At 62.9% G+C, this 18,533-nt stretch carries 13 protein-coding genes and 1 pseudogene; 7 read left to right on the top strand and 7 right to left on the bottom strand.

The annotated features are described in order from the left end of the window. Positions 1–70: 70 nt before the first annotated feature. Together oxc and frc are read left to right on the top strand one after the other, a co-directional pair. The gene (gene oxc, locus ACSHT2_RS31830) at positions 71–1,804 is read left to right on the top strand and encodes an oxalyl-CoA decarboxylase (RefSeq protein ID WP_440638880.1); all 1,734 of its coding nucleotides are present in this window, start codon (positions 71–73) and stop codon (positions 1,802–1,804) included. Between the two features lie 65 nt (positions 1,805–1,869). Continuing rightward, a complete protein-coding gene (gene frc / locus ACSHT2_RS31825; RefSeq protein ID WP_440638879.1) occupies positions 1,870–3,147 on the top strand; it encodes a formyl-CoA transferase in 1,278 nt (425 codons plus the stop codon). A gap of 310 nt (positions 3,148–3,457) precedes the next feature. On the opposite strand, the gene bioB is transcribed toward frc, so the two are convergent. Continuing rightward, positions 3,458–4,459 carry a biotin synthase BioB gene (gene bioB, locus ACSHT2_RS31820; protein WP_440642973.1) on the bottom strand — a complete coding sequence of 334 codons (1,002 nt, stop codon included), beginning with the start codon at positions 4,457–4,459 and terminating at the stop codon, positions 3,458–3,460. 184 nt (positions 4,460–4,643) lie between these two features. Between bioB and ACSHT2_RS31815 the strand changes: the two genes are divergently transcribed. Next, positions 4,644–5,333 carry a hypothetical protein gene (locus ACSHT2_RS31815; RefSeq protein WP_440638878.1) on the top strand — a complete coding sequence of 230 codons (690 nt, stop codon included), beginning with the start codon at positions 4,644–4,646 and terminating at the stop codon, positions 5,331–5,333. Positions 5,334–5,506: 173 nt separating this feature from the next. On the opposite strand, the gene ACSHT2_RS31810 is transcribed toward ACSHT2_RS31815, so the two are convergent. The 4 genes from ACSHT2_RS31810 to ACSHT2_RS31795 all read right to left on the bottom strand — a co-directional run bounded on the left by ACSHT2_RS31810 (position 5,507) and on the right by ACSHT2_RS31795 (position 11,479). Further along, positions 5,507–7,612: a tetratricopeptide repeat protein gene (locus ACSHT2_RS31810; protein ID WP_440638876.1), complete on the bottom strand. Its 2,106-nt coding sequence runs from the start codon at positions 7,610–7,612 to the stop codon at positions 5,507–5,509. A gap of 335 nt (positions 7,613–7,947) precedes the next feature. Continuing rightward, complete coding sequence (locus ACSHT2_RS31805) at positions 7,948–8,400, bottom strand: DUF2721 domain-containing protein (protein WP_440638875.1); 453 nt, start codon at positions 8,398–8,400, stop codon at positions 7,948–7,950. A gap of 34 nt (positions 8,401–8,434) precedes the next feature. Further along, complete coding sequence (locus tag ACSHT2_RS31800; protein ID WP_440638874.1) at positions 8,435–8,710, bottom strand: hypothetical protein; 276 nt, start codon at positions 8,708–8,710, stop codon at positions 8,435–8,437. A gap of 75 nt (positions 8,711–8,785) precedes the next feature. Continuing rightward, positions 8,786–11,479, bottom strand: a complete 2,694-nt coding sequence (locus ACSHT2_RS31795; RefSeq protein ID WP_440638872.1) for an arylsulfatase — start codon at positions 11,477–11,479, stop codon at positions 8,786–8,788. Positions 11,480–11,793: 314 nt separating this feature from the next. Here ACSHT2_RS31795 and ACSHT2_RS31790 point away from each other — a divergent pair, with 314 nt between their 5' ends. The 4 genes and pseudogenes from ACSHT2_RS31790 to ACSHT2_RS31775 all read left to right on the top strand — a co-directional run bounded on the left by ACSHT2_RS31790 (position 11,794) and on the right by ACSHT2_RS31775 (position 15,639). Continuing rightward, positions 11,794–12,846 (top strand): SphA family protein, encoded by a 1,053-nt coding sequence (locus tag ACSHT2_RS31790; RefSeq protein WP_440638870.1) that lies wholly within the window; start codon positions 11,794–11,796, stop codon positions 12,844–12,846. A gap of 199 nt (positions 12,847–13,045) precedes the next feature. Further along, positions 13,046–13,489, top strand: coding sequence for an SRPBCC family protein (locus ACSHT2_RS31785; RefSeq protein WP_440638869.1), 444 nt, complete (start codon positions 13,046–13,048; stop codon positions 13,487–13,489). A gap of 294 nt (positions 13,490–13,783) precedes the next feature. Beyond that, positions 13,784–15,047, top strand: a pseudogene (locus ACSHT2_RS31780) (serine hydrolase domain-containing protein). A gap of 142 nt (positions 15,048–15,189) precedes the next feature. Continuing rightward, positions 15,190–15,639, top strand: coding sequence for a c-type cytochrome (locus tag ACSHT2_RS31775; RefSeq protein ID WP_440638867.1), 450 nt, complete (start codon positions 15,190–15,192; stop codon positions 15,637–15,639). 40 nt (positions 15,640–15,679) lie between these two features. Here the strand turns inward: ACSHT2_RS31775 and ACSHT2_RS31770 are convergent, their stop codons facing one another. Together ACSHT2_RS31770 and zigA are read right to left on the bottom strand one after the other, a co-directional pair. Then, entirely contained in the window at positions 15,680–16,993 is a 1,314-nt protein-coding gene (locus ACSHT2_RS31770; protein ID WP_440638865.1) for an Hsp70 family protein, read from the bottom strand. Between the two features lie 122 nt (positions 16,994–17,115). Further along, complete coding sequence (gene zigA / locus ACSHT2_RS31765) at positions 17,116–18,321, bottom strand: zinc metallochaperone GTPase ZigA (protein ID WP_440638863.1); 1,206 nt, start codon at positions 18,319–18,321, stop codon at positions 17,116–17,118. Between the last annotated feature and the right edge of the window lie 212 nt (positions 18,322–18,533).

Here is an 18,533-nt window from a genome sequence, read left to right as displayed (position 1 = left end):
TTGACCTAGCAAACGTTCACCAGAAGGGCGAAGCACTCGCCCCAGTACTGAGACCAGGGAGACAAGGCCCATGCTGAATACCGCGACCAAGTCCGAAGCACCGGGCACCGAGCAGGAACTGACGGATGGTTTTCATCTCGTCATCGACGCGCTCAAGCTGAACGGCATCAACACCATCTATAATGTGCCGGGCATCCCGATCACGGATTTGGGCCGCATGGCGCAGGCCGCCGGCATTCGCGTGATCTCCTTCCGCCACGAGCAGAACGCCGGCTATGCCGCAGGCATTGCCGGCTATCTCACCAAAAAGCCCGGCGTCTGCCTCACGGTGTCGGCGCCCGGCTTCCTCAACGGTCTCACCGCGCTCGCACATGCCACCACCAACTGCTACCCGATGATCCTGGTCTCGGGCTCCTCCGAGCGCGAGATCGTCGACCTGCAGCAGGGCGACTACGAGGAGATGGACCAGCTCGCGATCGCAAAGCCGCTGTGCAAGGCGGCCTATCGCGTGCTGCACGCCCAGGACATCGGCATCGGTTTCGCGCGCGCCATCCGCGCCGCGGTCTCGGGCCGTCCGGGCGGTGTCTATCTCGACCTGCCGGCAAAACTGTTCGGCCAGGTGATGAACGCCGAGGCTGGCCAGAAGTCGCTGGTCAAGGTGATCGACGCGGCGCCCGCGCAGATCCCCTCGCCTGCTTCGGTGAAGCGCGCGCTCGACGTGCTCAAGAGCGCGAAGCGCCCGCTCATCATCCTCGGCAAGGGCGCGGCCTACGCGCAGGCCGACGAGGAGATCAAGACTTTCGTCGAGAAGAGCGGCGTGCCGTTCCTGCCCATGAGCATGGCCAAGGGCCTCCTCCCCGACACCCATCCGCAGTGCGCCGGCGCGGCCCGCTCGACGGTGCTGAAGGACTCCGACGTCGTGATGCTGATCGGCGCGCGGCTGAACTGGCTGTTGTCGCACGGCAAGGGCAAGAGCTGGGGCGAAGCGCCGAAGAAGTTCATCCAGGTCGACATCGAGCCGAAGGAGATGGACTCCAACGTCGAGATCGTCGCGCCCGTCGTCGGCGACATCGGCTCGGTCGTCTCCGCGTTCAACCAGGCGCTTGCGTCGGGCTGGACCGCCCCGCCCGCCGAATGGACCAAGGCCGTGTCGGCCAAGCGCGAAGAGAACGTCGCCAAGATGGCGCCGAAGCTCATGAACAACAAATCGCCGATGGACTATCACGGTGCGCTCGGCGTGCTGAAGAACGTCATCAAGGAGAACCCCGAGGCGATCCTGGTCAACGAAGGCGCCAACACGCTCGACCTCGCCCGCGGCGTCATCGACATGTACCGCCCGCGCAAGCGGCTCGACGTCGGCACCTGGGGCGTGATGGGCATCGGCATGGGCCAGGCGATCGCGGCCGCGCTCGAGACCGGCCATCCCGTGCTCGCAGTGGAAGGCGACTCGGCCTTCGGCTTCTCCGGCATGGAGATCGAGACCATCTGCCGCTACAACCTTCCGATCTGCGTCGTCATCTTCAACAATGACGGCATCTATCGCGGCACCGACGTCAACAGCGCCAACGCCGACCCGGCGACCACGGTGTTCGTCAAGGGCGCGCGCTACGACAAGATGATGGAAGCCTTCGGCGGCGTCGGCGTCAACGCGACCTCGCCGGACGAGCTCAAGCGCGCCGTGAACGAGGCGATGAAGTCCGGCAAGCCGACGCTCATCAACGCGGTGATCGATCCGGCCGCAGGCTCGGAGAGCGGCCGTATCGGCAACCTCAATCCCCAGAGCGTTCTGCAGAAGAAGAAGTAAGTCCACCCCTCAACCCTTTACTCCCTGCCGGGTGCAGGGGCAGACAAAGAGTACGGAGCAACACGATGACCAAAGCGCTCACGGGCGTTCGCATTCTCGACTTCACCCACGTTCAATCAGGACCGACCTGCACGCAGCTGCTGGCCTGGTTCGGCGCCGACGTGATCAAGGTGGAGCGTCCGGGCGTGGGTGACATCACCCGCGGCCAGCTGCAGGACATCCCGAACGTGGACAGCCTGTATTTCACCATGCTCAACCACAACAAGCGCTCGATCACGCTCGACACCAAGAACCCCAAGGGCAAGGAAGTCCTCACCGAGTTGATCAAGCAGTGCGACGTGCTGGTCGAGAACTTCGGCCCCGGCGTGCTCGACCGCATGGGCTTCCCCTGGGAGAAGATTCAAGCGATCAACCCGAAGATGATCGTCGCCTCGATCAAGGGCTTTGGCCCCGGACCGTACGAAGACTGCAAGGTCTATGAGAACGTCGCGCAGTGCACCGGCGGCGCCGCCTCCACCACCGGCTTCCGCGACGGCGTGCCGCTCGTCACCGGCGCGCAGATCGGCGATTCCGGCACCGGCCTGCATCTGGCGCTCGGCATCGTCACCGCGCTCTATCATCGCACCCACACCGGCAAGGGCCAGCGCGTCACCGCCGCGATGCAGGACGGCGTGCTCAACCTCTGCCGCGTCAAGCTGCGCGACCAGCAGCGCCTCGCCCACGGGCCGCTCAGGGAGTACAGCCAGTTCGGTGAAGGCGTGCCGTTCGGCGATGCCGTGCCGCGCGCCGGCAACGATTCCGGCGGCGGTCAGCCCGGCCGCATCCTGAAGTGCAAGGGCTGGGAGACCGATCCCAACGCCTACATCTACTTCATCACCCAGGCTCCGGTCTGGGAGAAGATCTGCGACGTGATCGGTGAGCCCACCTGGAAGACCGATCCGAATTACGCCAAGCCGGCAGCCCGCCTGCCGCGCCTGAACGAGATCTTCGGCCGGATCGAGCAGTGGACGATGACCAAGTCCAAGTTCGAGGCGATGGAGATCCTCAACAAGGACGACATCCCCTGCGGCCCGATCCTGTCGATGAAGGAGATCGCCGAGGACCAGTCGCTGCGCGCGACCGGCACGGTGGTCGAGGTCGACCACCCCACCCGCGGCAAGTACGTTTCGGTCGGCAATCCGATCAAGCTGTCGGATAGCCCGAGCGACGTGCAGCGCTCCCCGCTGCTCGGCGAGCACACCGACGAGATCCTGCGTTCGGTGCTGGGCTTCAGCGACCACCAGGTCGCCGAGATCCACAAGTCCGGTGCGCTCGACCCGCCGCAGAAGCAGGCCGCGGAGTAAGCGTGCTCGCATTGAACGAGACGAAAGGGCCGCCCGAAGGGGCGGCCCTTTTTGCTTGGGAAGGCGGCGCTGACAGACGCATCAACGAAAACAAGGAAAAACAACCCCATGCACAGTAGCCAACCCCTTGGTCGCAAAGACATTTCTTTTTAACAGAAATATCTTCGACGCGTCGGGCAAAACAGGGGTAGTATGAACTGATCCAAAAGAGGCTTCGGCTGTCGTTCCTTTGTCTGGCGTCGATCTCGAACGGACAACGGCCACGCGCAATCGAGAATGGCGCTCCGGGCCTTTCCACAAGGACGATGCCTCAAAGAGCTTCCAGCCCGAGCCGGCGGAACAGCTTTCGATCGGTCTCGTCCTGCGGATTGCCCGCCGTCAGCAGCGTGTCGCCGACGAAGATCGAGTTTGCGCCGGCAAAGAAGCACAGCGCCTGCATCTCGTCGGTCATGGCCGAGCGTCCTGCCGAGAGCCGCACGAATGAGGCCGGCATCATGATGCGCGCCAGGGCGACGATGCGCACGAACTCGATCGGACCGATCGGCGGCGCCTTCGCCATCGGCGTTCCCGCAATTGGGATCAGCATGTTGATCGGCACGCTCTCCGGCGCTTTCGGGAGGTTGGCGAGCGTGACCAGCATGTCGACGCGGTCCTGTTCGCTCTCACCCATGCCGAGGATGCCGCCGCAGCACACTTTCATGCCGGCCTCGTGGACATGCGAAAGCGTATCGAGACGATCGGCGAATGTGCGGGTGGAGATGACGCTCGGATAGTAGCGCTCCGATGTATCGATATTGTGATTGTAGTAGTCGAGCCCGGCCGCGCTCAGCCGGTCGGCCTGCCCGCGGTCGAGCATGCCGAGCGTCATGCAGGTCTCGAGCCCAAGCTGCTTCACGGCACCGACGACCTCGACGATGGCATCCATATCGCGCGGCTTCGGATTACGCCAGGCCGCTCCCATGCAATAGCGCGTCGCGCCACTCTCCTTGGCTTTGCGCGCCTCGGCGACGATCTTCTCGACCTCCATCAGCTTGGAGGCCGCAACAGCTGTTGAATGATGCGACGACTGGCTGCAATAGCCGCAGTCTTCCGGGCAACCGCCGGTCTTGATGTTCAGCAGCCGACTCAACTGCACGCGATTTGGGTCAAAATGCTCGCGATGCACGGATTGTGAACGGAACAGCAGATCGTTGAAGGGAAGCTGATAGACCGCCCAGGCATCCTGGCTGGTCCATTCCTGCGTTGCCGCGCAAGCCGAGGATTTTTCTTGTGAGGGGATTGATTTGATCTCCCCTTCTTTCGCGCCGAGCATCACACATCTCCTGACAATGCGGCGGGACCATCGCTCGACCGCGAGTTTGCGCCAGCCGCAAGGCCGCTTTCGCTCGTGAGTTGGACGAGAACAATAGCGGAATTGTGGCTCAGCTCGTCGAGCGCAAACACCTTGCCGCCGCTGTTGGCGTTGAGGCAAACTGCCCGCAAAAAAGGAGGTCAGCATGTCACTGCTCGGCAAGGCCGCCGTCGCGATGTGGTGGAGCGTTCGCGCCGATCAGCGCGACGAGTTCGGCGATTGGCACTCGCATGAGCACTTTCCGGAGCGGATGAGCATTCCCGGCTTCCGGCGGGGATCGCGCTGGAGCAGCACGACGGATGCCGAGGGCTTCTTCGTGCTCTACGAGCTCGAGCAATACGAGGTGCTCACGTCGCAGGAATATCTCGACCGGCTCAACGCGCCGACGCCGTGGTCGAGGACGATGATGCCGCATCATCTCGGCATGGTCCGCAGCCAGTGCCGGATCGTCAAGAGCTTTGGCGGTGGCATCGCAAGCTCGCTGGCCACCATCAGGCTTTCGCCGCAAGCTGGACGCGATGCAGAGCTGCAGGCGTACCTCCTCGATACGCTCGGCGCCCTTGCGTCGAAACCGGGACTGACGGGCGCTCACCTCCTCCTGACCGATACACCGAAGACGAGTTCGCCCACCACGGAACAGCAGACCCGGGGAAAGGACGGCGCCGCCGACTGGATCGTGCTGCTGTCGGGTTACGACGCCGATGCCGTCGAGCGTGCCGTGATCGCGCAGTTGGCGTCATCGGTGCTTCATGCGGCGGGCGCTCAGAATCATCCGACGGAGGGCCGCTACCGGCTGGCGTTCACGATGACGCCACAGGACGTGGCGGCGATTTGACATCGAAGTAAGGCCAGCCGCCGCCTGCCTTCGGCGAAAGCCCGACAGCGCGGGCGGCTCTTCCTGGCACAACTAAAGCGCGATGCGATGAGGATGAATCGTCATCGCGCTTTAGGTCGTTGTTTAAGCATGATCTTTTCGGAAAACCGCTGCGCACTTTTCCGGATCATGCTTTAACGCTTGAGCTCTCTGATGAGGTTCGCCAACCGTGGATCGTCAGGCCGGAGGAGCGCCAGTCGCTCGGCATAACCCAGCGCGGCCGCGATGTCTCCCTTCTCCCTGCTGACGTTCAAAGCGGCTGAAAGCAGCTCCAGATTGTTCGGATGACCCCGCAGGCTCTGGTTCAGCACAGAAAGTGCATCGTCACGCCGACCGATCCCGTTCAGTCCTACAGCATAGACGTAGGCGTACCGCATTTGGCCGGGGTCAAGAGAGGCAGCCCGACGCAGCTCGTCGAGGGCCTCCTCGCTGCGCTTCTGGCGCACGAGTGTCAGACCAAGCGCGTGGTGGAGAGATGCGTCCTGCCCCGACGCGGAAAGCGCTTCTCGCAGGATTTTCTCGCCGTCACTGTCGCGTCCGAGTTGCCGGTACAGGTCGGACAAGTTGACGGCGGCCGCCGCAAACGAGGGATCGAGCCTGAGGGCGGCGCGGTATTCGGCTTCCGCCGCGCCGGGATTGGCCTGGCGCAGGAAGAAGTTGGCAAGCGCCGTTCGCGAATCCGGCCGATCAGCATTCAGCTTCTGCGCATCGACGAATTCGGCAGCCGCGCGCGCGAACTGGTCACGATCGGCCGCTGGCTGGCGCGCTGGAGGCACGGCGGCCAGAAGTTCGGCGGCGCGAATGCGCACACCACGCACGGCATCGCCCAGCCGCGGCGAGGCGAGCGGCCAGAGCTGATCGGCGGGCGCTCCTTCGAGCCGATCGAGCACACCGAGCCTCACGAGCGGATCGGAATCGGAAAGCCCATGCCGGATCAGATCAAGAATTGGTTCGGGAAGCTCCGCCAGCGCGCTGGCCCGGACGATCCCGGGAACGCTGGCCGATTCGGCGATTGCGGCGAGCTGCGCATGCGCGTCGGCAGCCTCGCTCCACGCAGCATGAAACGCACGCGCATAGGTCTGGTGGCCCCGCCGCTCCGGCCCGAACCAACCCTCGATCTGATGCGCTGCCCAGGCCGCTGGCTTGTCGCGATGACAGTCGTTGCACGCATTCGGTGCGCCCGTCTGCTCCGAGAGATCGGGACGCGGAACGCGGAAGCCGTGGTCGTGGCGGCGATCGAGGATCATGTAGCGGCGCTCCGGCATATGGCAGGCCGGACAGCCCAGCGGCGGCGAGACATGGGCGTGGTGCCGGTGCGCCGCGGACTCATATTTGGCGGGCGTATGGCACTGCGAACAAACGCCGTCTCCGGGCGCCTTCAACGTTGCGCTGTGCGGGTCGTGGCAGTCGCTGCAGGTCACGCCCTTGGCGAACATCCTGCTCTGTTTGAACGGCGCATAATTGTAGGTCTCCTCGTCGTCGCGCATCTGGCCGTCGGCATAAAAGCGGTGTCGGTCGAGCAGCGATACGCGGTGTGTGTCAGAGAGCGGTCGGCCCGGTATCCAGTTTTCCGATAGCTGCCCGCGGCGCGCGTGGCAGCGCCCGCAGGTCTCGACCTCCTTGCGCAAGCCAGGTGGCGGCGCGCTGCGTACCGGCGTCAATTTGCCCGCGGATGCGGCCCAGGTGATGCCGGTGCGCTCGTCGAAGCGCACCTGCAGGCCATCGTCAGGGCCGCGCGCCGCCGGGATGGTACGAGCCCAGGTGACGTGGCGCGAGCCAGCACCGTGGCACGCCTCACAGCCGACGCTGATCTCGGAAAAGGTGGTCGCGAAGCTGTCCCGGTCGGCATTGTAGCCCTTGTTCACGTTCGTCGAATGGCACTCCGCACACATGAAATTCCAGTTCTGGTTCAACTTCGTCCAGTGCAGGGAATCGCTGCTGGTGACGGCGTTGTCCGGGTAGAGATGAAACCAGCGCTGACCGCCCTGCTGTTTCGGCCGCGTGTCCCAGGCGATGGACAGAGCCTGGACGCGGCCATCCGGGAATTGGATCAGATATTGCTGCAGCGGGTCGATGCCGAATGTGTATTTCACCTCGAAGGTTGCGAGCTTGCCGTCAGGCCCATCGGTCTCGACCAGGAACTTGTCTTTCTTGCGAAAGAAGCGCGAGCGGGTGCCGGCGTAGTCGAAAGTCGCGTCGTTAAAATCGCCGCGCACGGACTGCGCCGTCGCGTGATCCATGGCGCGGCGGTGCTGCGAGGTCCGCCAGAGCCTTGCTTCCGCTTCGTGACAGCCAGCACAGGATTCGCTCCCGACGAAGGCCCGTTCGGCAGGCGCTGACGTCTGGACGGGAGCCTTCGATGGTTCGAACCACAGCAGTCCGCCGGCGATCGCGGCAACAACTGCGCTCGCGCCGAGGATCCAGCGCCTCGTAGCGCCGTGAGGGACTTGCAGCGGCCGCGGCCCGGACTGCACTGGTTCGGGCGCTGGCGCCTTGCCGAGCTTGTCGCCCTTGCGGTTCTTTCGCGAGCCTCGTGTCACGTCTGCTTACCGCTCCAGCCGTTCCGCCACTCGGCTTACACGTGAAGGTCATTATCGTGAAGCGCAATTCTGGTTTCGCACGCCAGATCGACGAGGGCGGCGCTGAACATCAGCATGGCCACCATGAACAGGATCGCCACGCCGTGTTCGTGTGCGATTTGCAGGAGCGCGCAGATGAATGCAACGAAGATGATGAGCGCCGTGAGGATCGCTGCGACGACGGAGCAGACCAGCGACCGGTTCAGAAGCCGCGCCCTTTCCCGAAGCCGCGGCAGATCGCCTTTCAGGAAGACTCTTGCAGAATCGCCTGCGGGAATGCCGTTGATGAACTGCGAGCGGTCGATCGCTCGGTTAACCCGTGAGATCACGACCGAGATGAACGCACCGACCGCGCCGAGCAGAAATGCCGGAGCAGCGACATTGGCGATGATGCGGCCAAGTTCGTCGATCGAAGGTGTGATTGGGATCAGATCGGTTACGCTTTGCATGTTGCCGCCGTTCGATGCGGTACCGCGCGCGGCGTCACCGCAGCGGTTCGACCTTGGCGGCCATGTCCGGCGCGCGGCTCACCCGATAGCTTGCATTGCTGCATCTGAGCACCCAGACCGCATGATCGGCCCTCGAGCGCGCGGTGTCCTTCGTCGCGCCGAGCGCCTTGTCACACGTAAACCCCTGCGACCGGATCTGTGCGGCGAGCATGTCCTGCACCGTCTCCGCGCCCTGCGCCGCAGCGCGGCCGACAGTCAGGGCGTCGATCAGTGCAAGCGCTGAAAGGAAGATCCAACGGCCGTTTGTCATGAGCTTCTCCGATCGCGCATCGCGTGCATTTGGCCGACGGGAAGCCGGTTGGCTTCCCGTCGGTGTCGCGCCGAACTATCGGCGAACACATTCCTGAACGAACTTGACCCGGTCCACCATGCCAAGTCCCTTTGCCTCGGCATTCTTGCGGCAACCCTCGCGCTTGTCGATCCGCAACTGGATCTTCTCGACCAGATTGAGGCCGATACTACTGGAGACCTGGGGTACCGCCGAGGCAACTTTTCCGGCATCCGCAGACGGGCCGTCGCCTGCCGCACGCGCGGCTTCCTCCATCCGCTTGATATCAGCCGGGCTCAGCTTGGGTCGGTCGATGTCCAGGGCGATCCTGTTGATCTTGCCGGTGAAGGCAAACGGTGCCTGGTAGTCGTTGTCGTCGACCGTCGTGCCGGTGTCTGAACCGATGTCCAGTGCTTCGTCCCATTGCAGGATGAAGGGAAGCGTGTGCTCCATCTTCTCCGTCGCCACCACATTGCCGTCGACCTTCAATGTGCCGGTGCCGCCCTTTCCGATGCCGCTGTAGTCGCCGAACAGCATGGTCGCTGTGCCGAGACCGTCATACGTGAAGGCAAACTCGATCACGTGCTTGCCCGGCGTGAGCTCCGCCCCCTCCCAGCGCACGCGCTTGAGGTCAACGAGGTTCCAGGTAAAGACGGGCTTGTTCTTGAGGACATAGAACCCATACCCGCCGAAACGGCCGCCCTGGGTGATCAGCATGCCCTCGGCACCGCCCTGCGGAATCTCGACGTCCGCCTTGAAGACATAGGACGCATTGAGCAGGCTCGGCGCGTCGCCGTTCGGCGTGCCGGTGAGCGGTCGCGTCCAGACGAAGCTTGTCCGGCCGGCGCTGAGGCTCGGGCGCGGCGTAATGATCCTGGTAGCCATTGAGCTGTCGAGCGGCAGCACCTGATACTTCTCGGCTTCCTTCCAGAACAGCGCCTGCAGCTCCTTCAACTTGTCAGGATACCTGGCGGCGACGTCCTCGGCCTGCGTCCAGTCGTTCTTCAGGTCATAAAGCTCCCAAGGGTAATCGGCAGGGCTTGGCAGCTTGACGCCTCCAGTCACCCACGGCGGCCGCAACACCTTGGTCGAGGCGATCCAGCCGTCATTGTAGATCGCGCGATCCGCAAACATTTCGAAGTACTGGATCTTGTGGGTCGACGGCGCGTTCTCATTGTTGGCGTCGAACGTATAAATCATGCTGACGCCCTCGATCGGACTCTGCTTGATACCGTCGACGATGTCCGGCTGCTTGATCTTCGCGGCCTCGAGGACGGTCGGCACGACGTCGATGACGTGGTGGAACTGGCTGCGGATGCCGCCCTTGTCCTTGATCACCGCCGGCCAGGAGATCGCCATACCCTGGCGCGTGCCGCCGAAATGGGAGACAATCTGCTTGGTCCAGGAGAACGGCGTGTCAAAGGCCCAGGCCCAGCCGATCGACATGTGGTTGTAGGTACGCTCGGTGCCCCAGACGTCGTAGAAGTACTTGAGCTGCTCCTCGACCGACGGGTTGATCTGGTTGAACATCGCCACTTCGTTGGGCGTGCCGTTCGGCTGCCCTTCGGCGCTGGTGCCGTTGTCGCCTTCAATGTAGATGATCAGGGTGTTGTCGAGCTTGCCGAGATCGTCGATCGACTGGATCACCCGGCCGATTTCGTCGTCGGCGTAGGCGGCAAAAGCGGCGAACACCTCCGCCTGACGGATAAACAGCTTCTTCTCGTCGGCGGAAAGCTGGTCCCACTCCTTGATCAGGTCCTTCGGCCACGGCGTGAGCTTGGCGTTCTGCGGGATGACGCCGAGCTTCTTCTGGTTGTCGAAGATTGTCTCGCGCAGCTTGTTCCAGCCCTGGTCGAACAGGTGCATGTCGCCGATCTTCTTCACCCACTCCTTGGTCGGATGATGCGGCGCATGCGTCGCGCCGGGCGCGAACTTGATGAAGAACGGGGTGTCGGGCGACAGCGCGTTCATGCGGTTCACATAGTCAATGGCGTCGTCCGCCATCGCCGTCACCAGATTCCAGCCGGGATTTCCTTGGTAGGGATAGATTGCCGTGGTGTTGCGAACGAGATTGCCGGGCTCCCACTGATTGGTATCGCCACCCATGAAGCCGTAGAAATATTGAAAGCCCATGCCGGTCGGCCACTGGTCGAATGGGCCGGCCTGGCTCGCCTGGTATTCCGGCGTGTTGTGGTTCTTGCCGAACCATGCCGTATGATAGCCGTTGTCGGTCAGGATGCGGCCGATCGTGGCCTTGTCCCTGGTGATGATGCTGTCGTAACCGGGGTAACCGGTTGCCTGCTCGGCAATCACGCCGTAGCCGGCGGAATGATGATTGCGTCCGGTGATCAGCGCGGCGCGCGTCGGCGAGCACAGCGCCGTTGAATGGAAATTGGTATAGCGCAATCCGCCTTGCGCGATGCGGTCGAGTGCAGGCGTTGGAATGACGCCGCCGAACGTGCTTGGCACGCCGTAGCCGGCATCATCGGTGATGATGAGCAGCACGTTTGGTGCGCCCTTCGGCGGCACCACGCGCGAGGGCCAGAAAGGTGTCGAATTGCGCGCATCGCGCTCGATCTTACCGCCGAATTTCTGCGGAGGCGGCGGCAGCTGATCGCCGGGAATAGTGATGGTCGCCGCAGGCGATCCGGGCGGCGGCGCAGCTTGTTGGACTTGTTGTGCCAATGCTGGCGCCGAAATCGCAAAGGTCAGTGAAAATGCGACAAGAAAAAAGGATCGGGCAGTGCTCATCGCAATTCCTCCCTTCAAATGAGGCGCCATCATTTTCCAACGGCCAGAAAAAGGCTTGATATGGATCAACAGATCAAGATGACGGATCAGAAGCGGAGATGTTGGAGACAGAGGAGCGGCGTCCGAAAATTCCCGGGAGCGCATCTCAATGCCCGTTGGTATCATAACGCTGCAGTGTTGTTCCGTTACCACATCTGACTGCCGAATATTCCCGGCGCAACGGAAGCTATGGCCTGCCCCTCGCCTGGATCATACTATCAGCAGCAAATCAGGCGCGCCCAGGAAGCTGATCTGGTGTTTCGGGAGGGGTCACCATGCGAGTGACGAAGGCGTTTGCCGGCATTGCATTTGCGGCCTTTGCATCGATACCGGCGATAGCCTTGGCCGATGAAAGCGGCATCAGCTTCTGGATTCCCGGCATGTTCGGCAGCCTTGCCGCGACACCTCAGCAACCGGGCTGGACGACGGCTGCGATCTACTATCACACCTCGGTGTCCGCCGGCGGCGACGTGGCGCGCGCACGCGAAATCCAGATCGGCCGCATCCCCGCAAACTTGACGGCCACGTTGAACGCGAACCTCAACGCGAATGTGGATCTAGGCCTGTTGAACGCGACCTACGTCTTTGCAACACCGGTGCTGGGCGGCCAGGCCTCGGCCACCCTGATGGGAATCTACGGTGCAAACACCACCACGCTCAACGGATTGGTGACGGGTACGCTCGCAACGCCGCTGGGCTCTATTCCCTTCTCGCGCTCCGATTCCATCAGCGATTCCGTGACCGGCTTTGGCGACCTGATCCCGCAATTCGCGCTGCGCTGGAATGCCGGTGTCCACAACTACATGACCTACATCACCGGTGACATCCCGGTCGGAGCCTACCAGTCGTCCCGGCTCGCCAACATCGGGCTCGGGCATGGCGCGATCGACGCGGGCGGCGGCTACACCTATTTCAATCCGCAGACCGGACATGAACTGTCCGGCGTGCTTGGCTTCACCTACAATTTCAAGAACACCGACACGCAGTACCAAAGCGGTGTCGACATGCACTTCGACTGGGGCGCCTCCCAGTTCCTGAGCAAGCAGGTGCAGGTGGGGCTCGTCGGGTATTTCTACCAGCAACTCGGGTGCGACAGCGGATCCGGCGATCGCGTCGGCTGTTTCCGCTCGAGGGTGGGCGGGGTCGGCCCACAGATCGGATTCATCTTTCCAATCGGCGACAAACAGGGCTATCTCAACTTTAAGGGATACAAGGAATTTGCCGCCGAAAATCGCCCCGAAGGCTGGAACGCGTGGGTGACCTTTGCGATCTCGCCGGCCGCACCGCCGCGGGCAGTGACGCCGACGAAGCACGTCATCACGAAGTGACGGGCGTTCACGATGACGCCGGTCGAGTGGCGGCTGTCTAGCCGGCTCGCGCCAGACCATCTGCCGCCAGCGCTCCCGACAAAAGCCATCAAAAAATCCAAGCTACCATGTCGGGCCGGCCGAGCCTCGTTCGTCCTCGGGACATGAATGGGCAACGGACGCGCGCGCCGGAGCCATCAATTCGTGAGGAACAAGAAACATGCCCAATACCATCCGCCTGCACCGCGTCCTGGCCACCAGCCCGGAGAAAGTCTATCGCGCCTTCCTGGAGGCCGATGCGATGGCGAAATGGCTTCCGCCAAACGGCTTCACCTGCGCCGTGCATCATTTCGAGCCCAAGGTCGGGGGCACGTTCAGAATGTCATTCCGGAATTTCACCACGGGCAACGGCCATTCGTTCGGTGGCGAATATGTCGAGCTCGTCCCCGGCGAACGCATCCGCTATACCGACAAGTTCGACGATCCCAATCTGCCCGGCCTGATCGAGGTGACCGTGATCCTGAAGAAGGTCTCGGTCGGAACCGAAATCGACATCACGCAGTCGGGCATTCCGGATGTCATCCCGCCGGAGGCCTGCTATCTCGGCTGGCAGGAATCGCTGCGGAATCTGGCCAAGCTCGTCGAGCCCGAGATCAATCAATAGGCTGGACGCAATGGCTTTGAGCCGGGTTGATGTGAGCCGCGGGCTCGACGAGCCTCCCCCGCTTGGGCAGGGCTATCGCATTCGAACGCGACTTCCCTGTGGCCGTCCTTAGCCTCGTCCTGAGAGACCGCCATCGGGTGAGTGCAAAACGGTATCCGACGGCGGCGCGGCAGGCGCCTTCCCGCCTGCGTGCTGGCGCTCCCTGCAAATTGATGCCCCTTGTGCCGGTTGAGCGGGAGGCTACACTCGGGAGGAATCGGGAGGGGGTTGATGAAACCATTCCAGGCGTTGCGGATGATGGCCTGTGGCGCGCTGCTCGTTGCGGCCGCAGCAGCTTCGGCCCGGGCCGAAGGGACTTTTGAGATTCCCGCGGGAGCACATTTCAACAAGGACAAGCTGGCAAAACTCGACGAGTTCTTCCGCAACGAAGTGGCGACGGGGAAAATTCCCGGAGCGATCCTGCTCATCCAACAGCACGGCAAGCCGGTCTATCACCAATCCTTCGGCGTGCAGGACGTGGAGTTCGAAGGCTCCGATCACCGACCACACCATCTTCCGCCTGTTCTCGATGACCAAGGCCATCACCAGCGTGGTTGCCGTGCAGATGATCGATGAGGGCAAGTTCTCCCTCGACGACCCGATCGCAAAATACATTCCGTCGTTCGCAAATGTGAAGGTCGGCGTCGAGAAGGCAGCCAGCGACGGTACCAAGACGCTCGAACTGGTGCCGCCGAACCGGCCGCCGACGGTGCTCGACCTGATGCGTCAGACCTCCGGCGTCACCTACGGCTTCTACGGCGACAGCCTGGTCCGCAAGGCCTACAAGGCTGCCGACATCTATGCCGGTGATTTCGACCTCGCCGAGTTCGCCGAGCGGATCGCAAAACTGCCGCTGCACAATCAACCCGGCGCGCTCTGGCAGTATGGCCATTCCACCGACATCCTGGCGCGGATCATGGAAATCGCGTCCGGGAAGTCCCTGATGGAGGTCGAGAGGGAAAAGCTGCTCGATCCGCTCGGTATGAAGGACACGGGCTTCTTCGTCGGCGACCCCGAAAAGCAGAAGCTGCTCGCCAAGCCGATGCCGAACGACAGCGATTTCCGGGTGGGACGCGAAAACGACCCGACCAAGCCGAAGAAGATGATGTACGCCAGTGGCGGCATGGTCTCGACGATGGCGGACTACGCCCGCTTCGCTCAGATGCTGCTCAATGGCGGCACCTACGAGGGCAAGACCATTCTCAGCCCCAAGGCGTTCAAGCTGCTGACGACGGATCAGGTCGGGCCCGGGTCGGGCGTCGAGCGGGACTTCTTCTACTTTCCGGGAGACGGCTTCGGCTTTGGGCTCGGCCTCGCCGTACGCACCGATCCGGGCAACGCCAAACCGCCGCCGCCGGGCAATCTGGGCGAACTGAAATGGGACGGCGCCAGCGGCTGCTATTTCGTGATCGACCCCAAGCAGGACATGTTCTTCGTCTTGCTCGAGCAGACTCCCTCGGAGCGCCAGCGCATCCAAAGGACCGTCAAGCAGCTGATTTATGAGGCCATGGAGAACTGACGACGTCACGTCGGCGAGCGAGCGACCGCGCAAGGCCATGTGCGCGCTTCAGTTCTGGCTGTGCGGTCTTGATGTGCGTCAAACTGTCTAAAGGGCAAAACGGCTAGGAGCAGGAGTCTTCCCTGCCGGCCTCGGAGGCGAGATGATGAGATCTGCTATCGAATGGTTGATCATTGCCGGTCTTGCCGCTGGTTTCGCTGCTGCCGCCAAGGCCGAAGAAGTCGACATCGGGAAGGCGGAGTTTCAGTCTTCATGCGCGAGTTGTCATGGCGCCGACGCAAAGGGCAAAGGACCGGTCGGCGGCCAGCTCAAGACACCGCCTTCCGACCTGACCATGTTGGCCAAGAACAACAACGGGGTGTTTCCCACCAACGCCGTTTACGAGACCATATATGGGTCGAAATCAGTCCCGGCTCACGGCACGCGTGAAATGCCGATCTGGGGAGAACGGTTCAACCCCATCGTCAGCCTGCCTCACGCCGTCGATCCCACTTATTGGCAAAAGGCCGGGCCGCAGCAAAACCCGGAGGTCGTCGTGCGGACTCGCATTCTCGCCGTGATCGATTACCTGAATCGAATTCAGCAGAAATAGCGACCGACATCGTCGCCGCAGGGACGCTGCTCGCCGCCTGCTACGCGACCTGATTTGCCACCCAGCGATCCGAATCGGGACTATGTCCGATCAGCGCAAGCCCGTAGGCGATCGACTCGAACTGGTCGCCTGACATCAGCCGTTCGTTGCCGAACCGCTCGGCGAAAAGTTTCCGGACGGCCGGCACAAAAGACGTGCCGCCGGTCAGGAACACCTTCTCGATCTCGCGCGCGGTGATGCCGGCCTCGCCCAGCACCTTGTCGACGGTCGCCCCCAACCGGGCGATATCGTCGGCGATCCAGGCTTCGAAATTCTTCCGTGTGATGGCCGCGCCGATATCGACGCCGCCGCCTTTGAAGCGGAAGTCCACCTCGTCCTGCGCCGACAGCGCGACCTTGGCGTCGGACACGGCGCGGTAGAGCGAAAAGCCGAGGTCGAGATCGACGATGGTGATGAAATCCTCGAGCAGATCAGGCTTCAACGCAGTGCGCGCAAGCTCGCGGAGCTCGCGCAGATCGCCGTTGCTCTTCATCATCGCGAGCTGATGCCAGCGCGCGAGGTTGGTGTAGTGGCCGCTCGGGACCGGCAGCACCTTGTCGAACGAGCGAAAGCTGGAACCTTTGCCGAGCCGCGGCGAGACGACGTGGTCGACGATGCGATAGTCGAAGGTGTCGCCGGCAATACCGATGCCGGCATGGCCGAGCGGCTCGGCGCGAAGGCTGCCGCCCGCACGCGAGAAACGCATCACGGAGAAATCGCTGGTGCCGCCGCCGAAATCGGCAACCAGCACGGTGGCATCCCGCTCCAGCCGGCGCGCGAAGGAGAACGCCGCGCCCACGGGCTCGTAGACATAGCGCGCGTGACCGGCGCCGAGCCGCTCGAACGCGGCCCGGTAGCGCTGCATCGCCAGCGCCTCGTCGGGATTGCCGCCGGCGAAGCGCACCGGGCGACCGACCGTGATATTGGCCGCCTCGAAGCCGAACTTCCCACCGCCATGGCGCGCCAGCGTCCGCAGGAACGCCGCCAGAATATCCTCGAACTTGTAGCGTTGCCGGAACACCTGGGTGGTGTTGAAGCTGCTGCTCGCCGCAAACGTCTTGAACGACTGAAGGAAGCGGTAGACGTGGCGGCCTTCGAGGAACTGCTCGATCGCCCACGGGCCGCCCTCGGCCTGGGCGCCGGCGCCCGGCCGGTCCTCCCAGAAGCACAGGGCCGACACGTAGACGCTGTGGCGCTGTCCGCCATGATCGAAGCGGATGGCCTCGACCCGGCGGTCGTCCGCCGCAAGCGCGACGACCGTGTTGCTGGTCCCAAAATCGATGCCGATCGAGACGGCGGGCGAGGCGCTCGACATGAACACTCTGACAGATGATTGGAAAGGGGGCAGAGCACTAACGGCTTTGCCGCCCCCTTGCAAGACCTGGCCGGAGATGGTCGCGCCCGAACCTCACGGCGAGACTCTGGTATTCACGTCGATCAGTTGGACTGATCGCCTCGACGCCAGGCCGGAAAAGGATCGGCGAGAGCGGACCATGCGGCGATGTCCATGGTGGACGTTTCCGGGACAAGACATGCGTCCAGCCTGCGGCGGAGCTCGGCTTCGTCCATGCCGGGGCCGATGAACACGATCTCCTGGCGGCGATCGCCATACACCTTGTCCCAATACTGGCCGAGCCGCTTGCGCCAGCCCTCATCGTTCGGCCACCGCTCCTTTGGAACGCTCGCCCACCAGAAACCCAGCGCTTCGGTCCGCACGATCGCTCCCGCCTGGCTGATCTCGCCGAGCCATTGCGGCCTCGTCGCCAGCCAGAAATGACCCTTCGCCCGGATCACGCCCGGCCAGGCCCCCTTGACGAACTTGTCGAACTTCGACGGATCGAACGGCCGGCGGGCGCGATAGACGAAGTTCTTCACGCCATATTCCTGCGTTTCAGGCACGTGGTCGGCGAAACCGTAGAGCTCCTTGTACCAGAGCGGATGCTGCTGGGCCTTCTCGAAGTCGAAACGGCCGGTGTTGAGCACGCGGTCGAAGGGCACGCGGCTGTGGTTGGCCTCGATGATGTCGGCTTCGGGATTCAACGAGCGGATGATCTGCCGTGCCACCTCGCGCTGTTGCGGCGAGGCATCGTCCACCTTGTTGAGCACGATCACGTCGGCGAACTCGATCTGCTCCACGAGGAGATCGACCAGCGTCCGCTTGTCGCCGTCCAGCGCCTCGCCGCGCTCGCCGAGGAACTCGGTCGAGGAATAGTCCTTCAGCAGGTTGGCGGCGTCGACCACCGTCACCATCGTGTCCAGGTGGGCGATGTCGGAGAGGCTTTCGCCCTCTTCCGAGCGGAAATCGAACGTCGCTGCGACCGGCAGCGGCTCCGAAATGCCCGTCGATTCGATCAGCAGATAATCGAAGCGCCCGCTTTCGGCGAGCGCACGTACTTCCCTCAGGAGATCGTCGCGCAGAGTGCAGCAGATGCAGCCGTTGGTCATCTCCACCAGTTTCTCATCAGTCCGCGAGAGGTTGGCACCACCATCGCGGACCAGGTCCGCATCGATGTTCACCTCGCTCATGTCGTTCACGATCACCGCCACTTTCAGGCCGTGCCGGTTGTTCAGGACGTGGTTCAGCAAAGTGGTCTTTCCAGCCCCTAGGAAGCCGGACAAGACGGTGACGGGGAGTTTGCGCATGGAGATCGAACAGCCTTTTGAGCGGGATAGGTCGAGGACGGCGAGACACGGCATCTCACTATGTTATGTTATAACATAACATTCTCTGTTCGATAGAGCGTGTCAAGGGTGGCCTGCCCGCCCCAGGGCTCACCGACCATGCCGCAATGCGGAAGAATAAATGCTGCTATGCAAACAAGAGTATGGAAGCTGGCATCTGGTATACATAAACT

This window comes from Bradyrhizobium sp. PUT101 (genome assembly GCF_052043945.1).
Classification (GTDB): Bacteria; Pseudomonadota; Alphaproteobacteria; order Rhizobiales; family Xanthobacteraceae; genus Bradyrhizobium.
The sequence above is the reverse complement of the archived record's forward strand: the minus strand, read 5'-3'. Positions and strand labels throughout refer to the sequence as shown.

Bases quoted from the DNA above. Each gene is read 5' to 3' on its own strand.
- oxc (WP_440638880.1), top strand. From the start codon at position 71: ATGCTGAATACCGCGACCAAGTCCGAAGCACCGGGCACCGAGCAGGAA.
- frc (WP_440638879.1), top strand. From the start codon at position 1,870: ATGACCAAAGCGCTCACGGGCGTTCGCATTCTCGACTTCACCCACGTT.
- bioB (WP_440642973.1), bottom strand. From the start codon at position 4,459: ATGCTCGGCGCGAAAGAAGGGGAGATCAAATCAATCCCCTCACAAGAA.
- ACSHT2_RS31815 (WP_440638878.1), top strand. From the start codon at position 4,644: ATGTCACTGCTCGGCAAGGCCGCCGTCGCGATGTGGTGGAGCGTTCGC.
- ACSHT2_RS31810 (WP_440638876.1), bottom strand. From the start codon at position 7,612: ATGGATCACGCGACGGCGCAGTCCGTGCGCGGCGATTTTAACGACGCG.
- ACSHT2_RS31805 (WP_440638875.1), bottom strand. From the start codon at position 8,400: ATGCAAAGCGTAACCGATCTGATCCCAATCACACCTTCGATCGACGAA.
- ACSHT2_RS31800 (WP_440638874.1), bottom strand. From the start codon at position 8,710: ATGACAAACGGCCGTTGGATCTTCCTTTCAGCGCTTGCACTGATCGAC.
- ACSHT2_RS31795 (WP_440638872.1), bottom strand. From the start codon at position 11,479: ATGAGCACTGCCCGATCCTTTTTTCTTGTCGCATTTTCACTGACCTTT.
- ACSHT2_RS31790 (WP_440638870.1), top strand. From the start codon at position 11,794: ATGCGAGTGACGAAGGCGTTTGCCGGCATTGCATTTGCGGCCTTTGCA.
- ACSHT2_RS31785 (WP_440638869.1), top strand. From the start codon at position 13,046: ATGCCCAATACCATCCGCCTGCACCGCGTCCTGGCCACCAGCCCGGAG.
- ACSHT2_RS31775 (WP_440638867.1), top strand. From the start codon at position 15,190: ATGATGAGATCTGCTATCGAATGGTTGATCATTGCCGGTCTTGCCGCT.
- ACSHT2_RS31770 (WP_440638865.1), bottom strand. From the start codon at position 16,993: ATGTCGAGCGCCTCGCCCGCCGTCTCGATCGGCATCGATTTTGGGACC.
- zigA (WP_440638863.1), bottom strand. From the start codon at position 18,321: ATGCGCAAACTCCCCGTCACCGTCTTGTCCGGCTTCCTAGGGGCTGGA.